We start from the raw sequence: 14,517 nt of genomic DNA, 5'->3' as shown, positions 1-14,517 counted from the left end.
CGCGCACTGCGCGTGCCGCGGCCGGACCGGAATCAGGCGCGGCGCCCGGGAGCGTGACGGGAGAACCGCCCGCATGCTTGAGTCCACCGAACCCGGCACCCCCGGGGACCACACCAACGAAGAGAACAGCTCGCCCAGCGACACGCTGCCGCCCCGCCGCAGGCGCCGCGCCGCGTCCCGCCCGGCGGGCCCGCCCGTCGCCGCCGCCGAGGTCAAGGACCCGGGGAGCGTGACGGAGACGATCACGCCGGACGCCGCGGACTCCGCCGAGGAGCCTGCCGCCGCGCCGCCGCGTGCCCGGCGCCGTGCGACCCGTAAGACCACCGCGCCCGAGGCTGCCGCTACTGAGACCGCTGCCGCTGAGGCCGTCGCGGACGGTGTCGCGGAAGAGCCCGTTGCCGCGCCGCGTGCGCGCCGTCGTGCGACCCGTAAGACCGCGGCGCCCGAGGCGGCCGTCGCTGAGGCCGCCGCGGTCGCTGAGACCGCTCCCGAGGCCGCCGCGCCCGCCGAGGAGGCCCCCGCCGCTCCCGCGCCGCGGGCGCGCCGCCGTGCCACCCGTAAGGCCACGGCCCCCGAGGCCGCCGTGTCCGAGGCCCCCGCCGAGATCGTCGCCGAGCCGGTGCGCGTCGCCGAGCCCGAGCCCGCGTCCGCGCAGGCCGTGGCGCCCGCGGCCGAGGAGAGCGCCGCCGAGGAGGCCGCGCCCGCCGCCCGCCCGCGCCGTCGCGCCACCCGCAGGGCCACCGCGCCCGCCGGTGCGCCGGAGCCGGCCCCGGCGTCCGCCGCCGCGCCCGCGTCGGAGGGCGAGAGCCTTCCGCTGAGCACGGTCACCGAGATCACCACGGACGGCGAGCAGGAGCAGGTTCGGGCCGCCGAGAAGGCCGCCACCCGGGGCCGTACGCGCCGCAGGGCCACCTCGCCCGCGACCGCTCCGGCACCCGCCGCCGCGCCGGAGCCGGTCCAGGCCGCCGCGCCCGCCGCACCTGTCGCGTCCGTCACGCCTGAGGCCGTCGCCGTCGAGCCCGCGCCCGTCGCGGCGCCCGCCGCGCCCGCGCCGAAGCCGGTCAAGGAGACGCGCGCTCCCGAGCGCGTCACGCGCCGCCGGGCCGCGCGGCCCGCCGTGGCCGTGTTCCAGGCGCCCGTCTTCACCGAGCCGATGTTCCAGACGCCGGAGACGGCCGCCGCCATGGCCGCGGCCGGTTACGGGCACGTGGACGAGGCCGACGAGGAGGAGACGGAGGAGACCACCGCCGAGGCCGTGGCCGCGCCCGAGCCGGCCGCCGCCCCCGAGCCGTCCGGCCGCCGCAGCAGGCGCCGCCGCCGCGGCGAGGCCCCGGTCGAGCCCGCCGAGGCGCCCCGCGCCGCCGTCGAGACGCCCCGCGAGCCCGTCGAGGAGATCGCCGACGCCGAAGCGGAGACCGAGGCCGAGCCGTCGGCCGAGGGCGACGACACCGACGAGTACGAGGACCGTCCCTCGCGCCGCCGTCGCCGGGGCGGCCGTCGCCGTCGCCGGGGCGAGTCGGCCGAGGACACCGAGCGCGACGAGCGCCGCGAGGAGCCGGCCGACCGGCACGCGGACTCCGCCGAGGACACCGGCGAGGCCGGGCGCGACGAGCACCGCGACGACCACCGCGAGGCCGTGGCCCCCTCCGACGAGGACGAGCACGGGCAGGACCACGGACACGAGCAGGACCACGACGACACCGAGGCGTCCTCCGGCGGAGGCTCGTCCAGCAGCCGTCGCCGCCGCCGTCGCCGTCGCCGCAGCGGTGACGGCGCCGCCGAGGCCGAGTCGGGCTCCGGCTCGGGCTCCGGCTCCGGCGACGACCCGGAGCGTACGGTCGTCAAGGTCCGCGAGCCGCGTGAGCGGCGCGCCAGGGAATCCGAGGTCCGCGAGCCGGGCACCGGCGCCGACGAGGTGCAGTCCATCAAGGGCTCGACCCGTCTCGAAGCCAAGAAGCAGCGCCGCCGCGAGGGCCGCGAGCAGGGCCGCCGCCGGGTCCCGATCATCACGGAGGCGGAGTTCCTCGCCCGCCGCGAGGCCGTCGAGCGGGTGATGGTCGTCCGCCAGAGCGGCGAGCGCACCCAGATCGGCGTCCTTGAGGACAACGTGCTCGTCGAGCACTACGTCAACAAGGAGCAGGCCACCAGCTACGTCGGCAACGTCTACCTGGGCAAGGTGCAGAACGTACTGCCGTCCATGGAGGCCGCCTTCGTCGACATCGGCAAGGGCCGCAACGCCGTCCTGTACGCCGGTGAGGTCAACTTCGAGGCGCTGGGCATGGCCAACGGCCCGCGCCGTATCGAGACCGCGCTCAAGTCCGGCCAGTCGGTGCTCGTCCAGGTGACGAAGGACCCGATCGGCCACAAGGGCGCGCGGCTGACCAGCCAGGTCTCCCTGCCCGGCCGCTACCTGGTGTACGTGCCCGAGGGCTCGATGACCGGCATCAGCCGCAAGCTGCCCGACACCGAGCGGGCCCGGCTGAAGACCATCCTCAAGAAGATCGTTCCCGAGGACGCGGGCGTCATCGTCCGTACGGCCGCGGAGGGCGCCAGCGAGGACGAGCTGCGCCGCGATGTCGAGCGGCTCCAGGCGCAGTGGGAGGACATCAAGAAGAAGGCGAAGAGCGGCAACGCGCCGACCCTTCTCTACGGTGAGCCCGACATGACCGTCCGGGTCGTCCGCGACATCTTCAACGAGGACTTCTCGAAGGTCATCGTCAGCGGTGACGAGGCGTGGCAGACCATCCACGGCTATGTCGCGCATGTCGCGCCGGACCTGTCCGACCGGCTCTCGCGCTGGACGAGCGAGGTCGACGTCTTCGCGACGTACCGCATCGACGAGCAGCTGATGAAGGCGCTGGACCGCAAGGTCTGGCTGCCGAGCGGCGGTTCGCTGGTGATCGACAAGACCGAGGCCATGATCGTGGTCGACGTCAACACCGGGAAGTTCACCGGCCAGGGCGGCAACCTGGAGGAGACCGTCACCAGGAACAACCTGGAGGCGGCCGAGGAGATTGTGCGTCAGCTGCGGCTGCGCGACCTCGGTGGCATCGTCGTCATCGACTTCATCGACATGGTGCTGGAGTCCAACCGGGATCTGGTGCTGCGGCGGCTGCTGGAGTGCCTGGGCCGGGACCGTACGAAGCACCAGGTGGCCGAGGTCACCTCGCTGGGCCTGGTCCAGATGACCCGTAAGCGGGTGGGCCAGGGGCTGCTGGAGTCCTTCTCCGAGACCTGCGTCCACTGCAACGGCCGTGGCGTGATCGTCCACATGGAGCAGCCGGCGGCGTCCGGCGGCGGCGGTTCCTCCGTCGTCGGCGGCACCGGCAAGCGCGCCAAGAAGCGCCGCGGCGGGTCGGGCGCGGACCACGAGCACGAGCACGCGGTGACGGCGGCCGAGGCCGAGTCCGGGGCCGGGGCCGACGCGGAGACCGAGCGCGAGTCGGAGGCCGAACTGGCGGCGGAGGTGGCCGCGCCGGTCGCGCTCGCCGCGCCGGAGTTCGTCCCCGACGAGGAGCTGTACAGCAGCGTCGCGGAGGCGGAGGCGGCCGTACGCGGCCGGTCGCGCCGCCGGGCGTCGCGCAAGGCGTCGGCTCCGGCCGGGTCGCCGCGCGGTGCGGAGGCGCGGACGGAGGAGGCGGCTCCTGTTGCTGCTTCTGCTTCTACTCCTGCTGAGGTGGAGACTGAGGCGGCCCCGGTCGCTGAAGTTGCTGTTGAGGCTCCGGTCGTGGAGCCGGAGGCCGAGGCGGCGGCGCCCACGGGCCGTACGCGCCGCCGGGCCACCCGTAAGGCGTCGGCTCCGGCCGGTTCGCCCAAGGCGGCCGACGCGGAGCCCGTGACCGAGCCGGTCGTGGTCGAGCCGGTCGCGGAGGCGGCCGTCGTAGAAGCGCCCGTCGTTGAGGCGCCGGCTGCCGAGGCGCCCGCTGTTGAGGAGGCGCCCGTCGCCGCTCCGCCGCGGGCGCGTCGCAGGGCGACCCGTAAGGTCACCGCTCCCGCCGGTTCGCCGTCGGGTGCCGAGGACGCGGCCGTCGTGGTGGTCGAGTCGGTCAAGGCCGAGGAGCCCGCCGCCGTACCGGCCGTCGAGCCCGTCGCCGTACCGGACGAGTCCGCCACCGAGGTGACGGAGCCGGCCGAGCCGTCGGAGCAGACGGAGTCGTCGGAGCCGGCCCCGGCCAAGAAGGCCGTCCGTAAGACGGCGGCCAAGAAGGCGCCCGCCAAGAAGGCCCCCGCGAAGAAGGCGGTGGCGAAGAAGGCGGCGGCCAAGAAGACGGTCGCCAAGAAGACGACGACGGCGAAGAAGGCGACGGTCAAGAAGACCGCCGTCAAGGCGACGTCGAAGAAGACCGCGGCGGCCGAGCAGCAGACGCCGCGCGGAGTATCGGCGCCGACGGAGGACTGACCGCCGGCGGACAACTGACCGCCGGTGGAATGCCGCTGACAGCACAACCGCCCCGTCCTGGAATTTCCAGGGCGGGGCATTGTGCTGTCCGGCCGTGTCGCCGGGGAGAATACCGGGCGCCGGGAGCATTAACGTGTCGGCAATTTGATGAGAAAACCCTGATAATGTGACCGGCGGTCGCCGATGTGTGCCTTCCCTGCCTGGAGACCGCGGTGACTGCCCGGCCCGACCCGCCGTCCGACCCGCCGTCTCCCCTCCTCCGGCAGAGCTGGGTTTCGCGCCGGGGGGTGACGCGGCCTCGTCCGATGTCCGCCGCGCTCCAGACCTCTGTTCCGGAGATCTCTCGCGGGGTACAAGGAGGACGTCCATGCCGAGCAGTGACGCGCGGCCCATCCCGGCCGCCAGCCCGGTCATCGGTGAAGAGGAGATCGAGGCCGCCGTACGCGTCATGCGTACCGGCCGCGTCGTACAGGGCCCCGAAGTGGCCGCCTTCGAGGCGGGCTTCTCTGAGCTGGTGGAAGGCGCCCACTGTGTGGCCGTCAACTCCGGCACCTCGGCGCTCCACCTGCTGCTTCTCGCGCTGGGCATCGGTCCCGGCGACGAGGTGATCGTGCCGTCGTTCTCGTTCGCCGCCTCGGCGAACGCCGTCCGGCTGGTCGGCGCCGACGTCGTCTTCGCCGACATCGAGCCCGGCAGCTTCTGTCTGGACCCGGCCGCCGCCGAGGCCGCGATCACCCCCCGTACCGCCGCGATCATGCCCGTGCACCTGTACGGTCACCCCGCCGCGATGGACCGGCTGACGCCCCTCGCCGCAAAGCACGGACTCGCCCTGGTCGAGGACGCCTGCCAGGCACACGCCGCGGCCCTCAACGGCACGCCCGTCGGCGCCTTCGGCTCCGGCGGAACGTTCAGCTTCTACCCGACGAAGAACATGCACGCCCTGGAGGGCGGCATGGTGACCACCGGCGACGCCGAGGTCGCCCGTACCCTGCGGCTGCTGCGCAACCAGGGCATGGAGCAGCGGTACGCCAACGAGATCGTCGGCGCCAACATGCGGATGACCGATGTCTCCGCCGCCGTGGGCCGCGTCCAGCTGGCGAAGCTCGGCGGATGGACCGAGCGGCGCCGGGCCAACGCCGCGTACCTCGACACGCACATCACCGCGCCGAACGTGGTCACACCCCCGGTCGCCGAGGGCGTCCGGCACGTCTACCACCAGTACACCGTCCGGATCCGGGGGGACCGCGACGCGGCGATGGCGCGGCTCTCGGAGGCGGGCATCGGCAACGCCGTCTACTACCCGACGCCGATCCACCGGCTGAAGCCGTACTGGGAGCCGGACCAGAAGGCCGGCCGCGTCTGGGACCTGCCGGAGACGGAGCGCGCGGCGGCCGAGGTCGTCTCGCTGCCCGTGCACCCCGCGCTCACCGCGGAGGACCTGGAGCGCGTCGTCACCGCCGTCAACATCCTGGGAGAGAAACTGTGAGCAGCGGGGGGCTGAGGGCCGGGCTGATCGGGCTCGGTTCGATGGGACGTCATCACGCCCGGGTACTGGCCGGTCTTGAGGGCGTCCAGCTCGTCGGGGTCGTCGACCCCATGGGGGACAAGCACGGCGCCGCGCAGGGGGTCCCCGTGCTGTCGACCGTCGAAGAACTGCTGGAAGCCGGCGTCGACTACGCGGTCGTCGCCTGCCCCACCGCCCTGCACGAGCAGGTCGGCCTCCAGCTGGCCGGGGCCGGTGTCCCCGCTCTCCTGGAGAAGCCCCTCGCCGACACGGTCGAGGGCGCGCGCCGGCTGGTCGAGGCGTTCGAGTCCCGCGGCCTGGTGGCCGGCGTCGGCCACATCGAACGCTGCAACCCGGCCCTGCTCAGCCTGCGCGCCCGGCTGGAGGCCGGCGAACTGGGCGACGTCTACCAGGTCGTCACCCGCCGCCAGGGCCCCTTCCCGCACCGCATCGCCGATGTCGGCGTGGTCAAGGACCTGGCCACCCACGACATCGATCTGACCGGCTGGGTGACGGGCCGGGACTACACCTCGATCTCCGCCCACACGGTGTCCAAGAGCGGCCGCTCGCACGAGGACATGGTCTCCGCCGTGGGCCGCCTGACCGACGGCACCATGGTCAACCACCTGGTCAACTGGCTGAGCCCGCTCAAGGAACGCTTCACCTCGGTCACCGGCGAGCGCGGCTGCTTCATCGCCGACACCCTCACCGCCGACCTCACGTTCCACTCGAACGCGGCCGTCACCACCGAGTGGGAGGCCCTGCGCGCCTTCCGCGGCGTCGCCGAGGGCGACATGATCCGCTACGCGATCCCCAAGCGCGAGCCCCTCCTCGTCGAACACGAACTGTTCCGCGACGCGGTCCTGGGCGCGCCGAGCGACATCTGCACCCTGCGACAGGGGCTGCGGACGGTGGAGGTCGCGGCATCGGTACTGGAATCGGCGGCCACGGGCCGTACGGTGAATGTCTCCATCGACAGCATCTCCCTTCAGGAAGTGGCCAGTTGACCCAGCCCGACGTCAGCGTCGTCGTCGCCGTCTACAACACCATGCCGTACCTCACCGAATGTCTGAACTCCCTCATCGGGCAGACGATCGGCCTGGACCGGCTCGAAATCGTCGCGGTCAATGACGGTTCCACGGACAGCAGCGGTGCGGAACTCGAACGGTTCGCCGAGCTGTACCCGGACACGGTCAAGGTCATCCACCAGGAGAACTCCGGTGGTCCCGCCGCGCCGAGCAACCGGGCGCTGGATATCGCCACGGGGCGATACGTCTACTTCATCGGATCCGACGACTACCTCGGCGACGAGGCCCTGGCCCGGATGGTCGCCTACGCGGACGAGCACGAGTCCGACGTGGTCATCGGCAAGATGGTCGGCACCAACGGGCGCTACGTCCGGCAGACGCTGTACCGGAAGAACGACCCGGACGTCAGCCTGTACGGCAAGGAACTGCCGTTCGCGCTGGCCAACACCAAGCTCTTCCGCCGCGAACTCGTCGAGAAGCACGGACTGCGCTTCCCCGAGGACATGCCGGTCGGCAGCGACCAGCCCTTCACCATCGAGGCGTGCGTCCGGGGCCGGAAGATCTCGGTGCTCGGGGACTACACGTACTACTACGCGGTGAAGCGCGGAGACGCGGGCAACATCACCTACCGGGCCGACCAGCTGGCCCGGCTGCGCTGCACCGCCAGGATCATGGAGCACACCGCCGGGCTGATAGAGCCCGGCCCGCAGCGTGACGCGGTCTTCAAGCGCCACTTCACCTGGGAACTCAGCAAGCTGCTCCGCGCGGACCTCGCTCTCCTCGACCCCGTCACCCGGCGCACCGTGTGCGACGGTGTCGGCCGGCTCGTGGACACCTATCTGTCGGACGCCCTGCGGGACTCGCTGGGCGTCAAGCGCCGCGCGCGGCTCCTGCTGGCACGGAGCGGCTCCGTCGACGAGCTGCTCAGGGCCATCACGGACGAGGCCGAGCACGGCGCGCCGCCCTTCCTGCTGGAGAAGGGCCACGCCTACGCCCGCTACCCGGGGCTGCGCGACCCGGGCGTCGCCGTGCCCGACCGCGGCTTCGAGCTGCTGGGAGAGACCGTGACGGGCCGGATATCCGCCGGCACCGAGCTGGTGTCCGTCGGCTGGGAGCAGACCTCCGACACGATGACGTCCGTGGTCAGGGTACGGGTCGGGATCGTCGGTGACACCTCCTCGGCGGTGGTACGGCTGGCCCGGAGCGCGATGCCCGACACCGCCGACAAACTGGGCGCGCGCCGTCTGCCCGCCGGCCATCAACTGCCCGCGCCCGTAGGCCGGTTCAGTTACGAGGAAGCGCCCGGCGGGTCCGGCACGATCGTGACCGCCCGGATCCCCGTCGAGCCGGGCACGGCCAAACGCGGGGTGCGCGTCTATGCCGACGTCGCGGGCGCCACGTACGAGATACCCGTCCGGGCCGACGGTCTGCCCGGGGTGCAGGCGCGCCGTTGGGGCACGAGCGTCCCCCACCGTGTCGCCGCCCAAGTGAACTCGAAGGGACGGCTGGTGATCACCACGGCCCCCGTGTGGGAGCCCCGGACCGGTCCCGTCGCGCGGCTGCGCAGGCTGCTGCCCCGGCTGAAGAGGAAGTGAATCCGATGAATATCTGTGTAGTCGCGCTCGGCAAGATCGGTCTGCCGCTCGCGGTGCAGTTCGCGGCCAAGGGCCACCGGGTGATCGGCGCGGACGTCAACGAGAAGGTCGTCGAGCTGGTCAACTCCGGCGTCGAGCCCTTCCCCGGCGAGCACGATCTCGACGTCAAGCTCAAGCGGGCCGTCGGCGAGGGGCTGCTCTCCGCGACGACGGACACCACGGCCGCGGTCGCGCAGTCCGACGCCGTCGTGGTCGTCGTCCCGCTCTTCGTGGACGCCGAGGGGGTGCCGGACTTCGGCTGGATGGACTCGGCCACCGAGGCGATAGCCAAGGGGCTGCGCCCGGGCACGCTCGTCTCGTACGAGACCACCCTGCCGGTCGGCACCACCCGTACGCGCTGGGCGCCGATGCTCCAGGCCGGTTCGGGTCTCACCGCCGGTGAGGACTTCCATCTGGTCTTCTCCCCGGAACGGGTGCTGACCGGCCGGGTCTTCGCGGATCTGCGCCGCTACCCGAAGCTGGTCGGCGGCATCGACGAGGCGTCGGCGCGCCACGGTGTCACCTTCTACGAGTCGGTGCTCGACTTCGACGCGCGCGAGGACCTGCCCCGGCCGAACGGTGTCTGGGACCTCGGCACGGCGGAGGCTTCCGAGCTGGCCAAGCTCGCCGAGACCACGTACCGGGACGTCAACATCGGGCTGGCGAACCAGTTCGCGCGCTTCGCCGATCAGAGCGGCATCGACGTCAAAAAGGTCATCGAAGCCTGCAACAGCCAGCCGTACAGCCATATCCACCAGCCCGGCATCGCGGTCGGCGGCCACTGCATCCCGATCTATCCGCGGATGTATCTGTGGAACGACCCGTCGGCCACGGTCGTACGGTCGGCGCGCGAGGCCAACGCGGCGATGCCGGAGTACGCCGTCGACCTGCTGGCCGCCGCGTACGGCGATCTGACCGGTGTGGGTGTCCTGGTGCTGGGGGCCGCCTACCGCGGGGGCGTCAAGGAGACCGCGTTCTCCGGGGTCTTCCCGACCGTCGAGGCGCTCACGGCGCGCGGCGCCGTCGCGTATGTCTCGGACCCGATGTACACGGCGGAGGAACTGACCGCGCACGGCCTCACGCCCCACGCGGGTGAGAAGGTCACCGCGGCGATCCTCCAGGCCGACCACGCCGAGTACCGCGAGCTGACCCCGGCCGACCTGCCGGACGTCACCGTCCTGGTCGACGGGCGCCGCACCACGGACCCGGACGCCTGGAAGGGCGTACGGCGCGTCGTCATCGGCGGCTGAGTCCCGGACCGTACGAGCAAGTGTCGGCCCCGCCCGCCGGTCGGTGGGCGGGGCCGCCGCACGGAGGAAACTGCTATGACCTGGCTGGTCACCGGCGGCGCCGGATACATCGGCGCGCATGTGGTGAAGGCGATGACCGACGCGGGAGAGCGTGTCGTGGTGCTCGACGATCTGAGCACCGGCCGGGCGGAGAGGCTGCCCGCCGGGGTCCCCCTGGAGACCGGCACCGTCCTCGACCACCCCCGTGTCGCGGAGGTGCTGCGCGCCCATGCCGTCACCGGTGTGGTGCACATCGCGGGGAAGAAACAGGTCGCGGAGTCCATCGAGAAGCCGCTGCACTACTACCGGGAGAACGTCGAGGGGCTGCGGGTGCTGCTCGACGCGGCGGCCGGGACCGGCGTGAGCAGGTTCCTCTTCTCCTCGTCGGCGGCGGTCTACGGCATGCCCGATGTCCCCCTCGTCACGGAACGGACGCCCTGCCTGCCCATCAGCCCGTACGGCGAGACCAAGCTGGCGGGGGAGTGGCTGGTCACGGCGGCGGGCGCCGCGCACGGTATGGCGACGGCCTCGCTCCGCTACTTCAACGTCGCCGGAGCCGCCACGCCCGAACTCGGCGACGACGGGGCGACCAATCTCGTGCCCATGGTCTTCGACCGCGTCGAGGCCGGTACGCCCCCGCTCGTCTTCGGCGCCGACTACCCGACTCCCGACGGCACCTGCGTCCGCGACTACATTCACGTCGAGGACATCGCGTCCGCCCATGTCGCGGCCGCGCGACGGCTCACCGCGGACCGGACGGCGTCCCTGGTCCTCAACATCGGGCGTGGCGAGGGCGTTTCGGTCGCCGAGATGATCGGGATCGTCCAGCGCGTCACCGGGGACGCCGATCTGCGGCCGCGCGTGGTGGCGCGGCGTCCGGGCGACCCGGCGCGGGTCGTGGCGTCGGTCGACCGTATCCGTACGGAACTGGGGTGGGAGGCGCGCCACGATGTGCGCGCGATGGTGGCCTCGGCCTGGGCGGCCCGGCGTCCGCGTCAGCGTTCGCGGGCCTGAGCGTTCGCGGCCACGGGCGGCCGACCGTGCCCGGGGTGGTCCTCCGGAAGGATCCGGGGGACCACCCTCACCGCGTCGGCCGGTCACTCCGTACCGAGGAACAGCCTCTCGAAGTGGGTCCGCACCACGGGCCAGTCCCACGCCGTCAGCGCGTGGGCGGAGGCCGCGGCGCCCGCCTTCCGCCAGGCTTCCTCGGTGCCGGTGTGACGGCGGATCCGCTCGGCGGCCTCCTCCGGGGTCTCCACGACCCAGCCCTCCGGGTAGAGCGTGCGGGCGCTGTTCGGACGGCCCGCGTAGAAGGGCCAGTCGCGGGCGACGGGGAGCGCGCCGCTCGCCGCGCCCTCCATCAGACCCACGTGGCAGCCCTCGCGCACCGAGGAGCTGAGGATCGTGCCGATGCCGGTCAGCGCGGACGCCACGTCGTCGGTCGCGCCGAGACGCTCCACGGCGCCCGACTTCACCAGCGGCGCGAGTTTCTTCTCGAAGCGCTGGAGGTAATCACGGGTGGCGTGGCTCGTCTTGGCACTCATGTCACCGCCCACCAGCGACAGCCGGTAGCGGTCGTCCTCCTTCCGCAGAAGACGCAGCACCTCGATGGCCCACAGCGGATCCTTGGCGACCTGCCCGATACCGATCAGCCCCAGGCGGAAGCGTGCCTCGGCCGGCTTCGGGCGGGCGAAACCCGCGAGTTCCATCGCGTTGTCGATGACATGCGTGCGGGGCGCGTGCTCACCGCGGAGCTGCGGCACCAGGGAGGCCACCAGATCCCGGACGTGCGGCGCGACGAACACCAGGTCGTCGATCCGCGAGAAGTCCGTGGAGTGGGGCCACCGGGTGAACGCCTCGTAACTGTGCAGCCGTACGACGATCCGGGTGTCGCCGGGATCGATGGTCGTGAGCATCGACGCGGGCCCCACCGCCCAGTCCAGGAAGACGGTGTCCGCCCAGTCCAGATACGGACGGATCAGCCGCTCGACCTCTTCCTGGTAGTCGGTCGCGTCCCCGGCGAGCCGGTCCTCCAGAATCCGCCGGCCCGCCCACGAGATCCGCATCAGCGACTTCTGCGCGGCCAGGTCGAGGAAGCGCAGCTCGACCCCCGGATGGTCCCCGAAGTGGGACAGGATGTGGTGGAGGAAGTTGGCGTTGCCGCTCGTGGTCACGAGCAGCCGCAGCGGCCGGCCGGTGGGCGCCGGCGCGTGCGGGGTCCGGCGGCCCCGGGGCGCGCCGAGAGCCCGCATGACCTTCGAGGCGTAGAGCGGCTCCACGTACGCGCCGGCCTTCCGCGCCAGCGGCGAGGACAGCTGGTCGATATGGACCACGCGGTGGAAGTTCAGGGTCAGCGCCCGGTTCAGGGCGGTGGCCGCCTCCGGGAAGTCGCCGCGGGTGAACCGGTCATCGGCGTGGGCGAGTTGCGCGGCGACCGCCTGAGGAAGCTTTCCCGGCACAAGGCCGTTCGAGATCTCCTTCATCACCGACTCGTCCAGCAGTGACGCCCGGATCCCCAGGTCCCCGACCTTGGAGGCCGCCGCGGCCAGCGCGATCGCCGCGCCGCTGGTCCGGCCGGCGGACTCCATGCCCTCCGCGACGTAACGGGAGGCCGAGACCCGCAGCCGGGCGGGCACGCCCGGCGCGGTCACGGCGCCGCGCCACAGCCTGGCGCCGACGGCGGAGCGCATCACGGGCCGCGCGGTGGCGGTCCGCATCACCACGGCGGGCAGACCGGACACGGAACGCCGTACGTCGCGGGCCACGACCGCCGCCGACGGCAGGCTGTCACGCATACCGCGGCGCGGGGCCGCGTCGCCCCGGTCCCGCAGGGCCTCCACGGCCCGCAGCGCCGGAGTGATGCCGTACAGCGCCTCGGCGCCGCGGTTGTGCTGCGCCAGCCGCCACACGGTGTAGACCGCTTTGGAGTCGAGCGCCACCAGGACATCCGCCTTGCGGGCCTGCGCACGCAGCCAGTTGTCGCCCGTCGCCTGGAGCCACACCCGCATTCCGGTGGGCGATTCGGCGGCCTTGCGGCGCAGCGCCGAGCTGCCGCGCACCGACCGCGGCAGCTGCCGTACCCCGTCCAGCTCCGCCGCGGTGAGTTCCTTGGACACCGGTGCCAGATGGAAGGTGCCCGCCAGGTGCACCTGGGCACCCAGCTCATGGAACGTGCGGACCGAATCGGCGAGTACGGCGAGCTGGGGCCGGGTCGCGGCGACAATCAGGACAACGGTCACGGCGTGGTTCCTTCCGCGGTCGCGTACCGCGTGGTGAAAGTGGCGACCAGGTCCCGCACGGCGACCGTCATGAGGGCCTCGCGGGTGAACTGGTCGGCGTGTGACATCGCTTCGGCGTGCATGGCGTCGTCCGTCTCGACGGCCAGGCGCGCGGCCTCGACGAACGCCCCGGTCAGCCGCTCCTCGTCGAGCCCCACGGCCCCCGTCCAGAGCGGGTGCCCCGCCAGTACGTTGGAGGCGTCGTGCTCCACGAGATGGGCGGAGACGATCGGCAGACCGGTGGCCATGTACTCGTACACCTTGCCGGAGGTCACATACCGGCCGCCGATGAGAATCAGCACCATCGCGTCCCAGCCGGCGTAGAGCGAGGCGACCTCGGCCTTCGCGGCGGGACCGCCGAAGGAGACGCCGTCGGCCTCGGCCTGCTTGAGGATTTCCGTGTGCCGGTTGGCCTCGCGGCCGGCGCCGTTGCCGATGTGGCCGCGTACCTCGAAGCGCGCGTTGGCCAGCAGCGGCTCCCGCTCGCGGGCGGCCTTCCAGGCGTTCAGGACGGTCGTCAGATGCTGCGTCGTGAAGTTGACCGTACCGAGATAGCCGAAGACGAGCCCCGCCTCGGGGTCGGGCGTGTGCGACCGGCCGGGAGAGCTGTCGGCGTCATAGCCGTTCCGTACGACATGGACGCGGTCGGCGAGGTCCGGGTAGCGCGTCCGGTAATGCCCGGCGATGGGGTCGTTGACGACCCACAGCGACAGGGCGTTCTCCAGGATCTTTTTCTCCCAGCGCGCTTCCTCGGAATCGCGGGAGAACGCCTCGACACCGTCGATGACATCGATGGACCAGCCGTCGCGGAAGTCCACCGAGTACGGCACCCGGGCCTCTTCCCAGAGCTTCCAGGCGGCCGCCAGATTGACATACGGAACGCAGCTGGCCAGCAGCAGATCGGCGGGGTGCGCCGCGTGGACGCCGAGGACGGCCTGCTCCAGATCACCGCGCCACGCACCGAAGTTGGCCTCGGGGAACGACTCGGTCTGCCGCTCGCGCAGCTTGGCGACCCAGCCCGTGGGGCTGATGGCCCGTTCCTCGGAGTAGAGACGGATGTTCGTCTCCAGATCCTCCCGGGCCAGCGGCAGTTCGACGATCTTGACCCGGGGGTCGACCTGGTCGAGCAGGGTGAGGTCGATGCCGGAATCCCGCTCCCAGGACTCCTGGGCGATCGTGACGACGGTGACGTCCCAGCCCGTGTTGATGAACTGGTTCGCCGTCTCGCGCATCCGGTAGGCGCAGCTCTTGGCGGCCGGCGGAAAACCAATGGCGAGATAGATCAGATGAGGACGCGCCGCTTTCGCGGGCGGCCCGGACCTGGGGATCGCTGACATAACGGATGTGCTGGCACGGTGACGGACGGGAAGCGGACAGCGCGGAAC

General features: G+C 72.3%; 8 protein-coding genes. 6 read left to right on the top strand and 2 right to left on the bottom strand.

The window, feature by feature from the left end:
* The first annotated feature begins 73 nt into the window (after nt 1–73).
* From DVK44_RS09105 to galE, 6 genes are all read left to right on the top strand, one after another.
* A complete protein-coding gene (locus DVK44_RS09105) occupies nt 74–4,399 on the top strand; it encodes a ribonuclease E/G (RefSeq protein ID WP_114659195.1) in 4,326 nt (1,441 codons plus the stop codon).
* A gap of 367 nt (nt 4,400–4,766) precedes the next feature.
* Nucleotides 4,767–5,885, top strand: coding sequence for a DegT/DnrJ/EryC1/StrS family aminotransferase (locus DVK44_RS09100; protein WP_114659194.1), 1,119 nt, complete (start codon nt 4,767–4,769; stop codon nt 5,883–5,885).
* Nucleotides 5,882–6,910, top strand: a complete 1,029-nt coding sequence (locus tag DVK44_RS09095) for a Gfo/Idh/MocA family protein (RefSeq protein WP_114659193.1) — start codon at nt 5,882–5,884, stop codon at nt 6,908–6,910. Before DVK44_RS09100 ends, DVK44_RS09095 begins: the two co-directional genes overlap by 4 nt.
* The gene (locus DVK44_RS09090; RefSeq protein WP_114659192.1) at nt 6,907–8,526 is read left to right on the top strand and encodes a glycosyltransferase family 2 protein; all 1,620 of its coding nucleotides are present in this window, start codon (nt 6,907–6,909) and stop codon (nt 8,524–8,526) included. Before DVK44_RS09095 ends, DVK44_RS09090 begins: the two co-directional genes overlap by 4 nt.
* Nucleotides 8,527–8,531: 5 nt before the next feature.
* On the top strand, nt 8,532–9,815 hold the full coding sequence (locus DVK44_RS09085) for a nucleotide sugar dehydrogenase (RefSeq protein WP_114659191.1): 1,284 nt from the start codon (nt 8,532–8,534) through the stop codon (nt 9,813–9,815).
* 75 nt (nt 9,816–9,890) lie between these two features.
* Nucleotides 9,891–10,868 carry a UDP-glucose 4-epimerase GalE gene (gene galE / locus DVK44_RS09080; RefSeq protein ID WP_114659190.1) on the top strand — a complete coding sequence of 326 codons (978 nt, stop codon included), beginning with the start codon at nt 9,891–9,893 and terminating at the stop codon, nt 10,866–10,868.
* Nucleotides 10,869–10,951: 83 nt separating this feature from the next.
* On the opposite strand, the gene DVK44_RS09075 is transcribed toward galE, so the two are convergent.
* The gene (locus DVK44_RS09075) at nt 10,952–13,093 is read right to left on the bottom strand and encodes a glycosyltransferase family protein (RefSeq protein ID WP_114659189.1); all 2,142 of its coding nucleotides are present in this window, start codon (nt 13,091–13,093) and stop codon (nt 10,952–10,954) included.
* Entirely contained in the window at nt 13,090–14,418 is a 1,329-nt protein-coding gene (locus DVK44_RS09070) for a glycosyltransferase (protein WP_114665012.1), read from the bottom strand. The genes DVK44_RS09075 and DVK44_RS09070 overlap by 4 nt, the downstream gene beginning before the upstream one ends.
* Between the last annotated feature and the right edge of the window lie 99 nt (nt 14,419–14,517).

The organism is Streptomyces paludis (assembly GCF_003344965.1).
GTDB classification, from domain to species: Bacteria; Actinomycetota; Actinomycetes; order Streptomycetales; family Streptomycetaceae; genus Streptomyces; species Streptomyces paludis.
The sequence above is the reverse complement of the archived record's forward strand: the minus strand, read 5'-3'. Positions and strand labels throughout refer to the sequence as shown.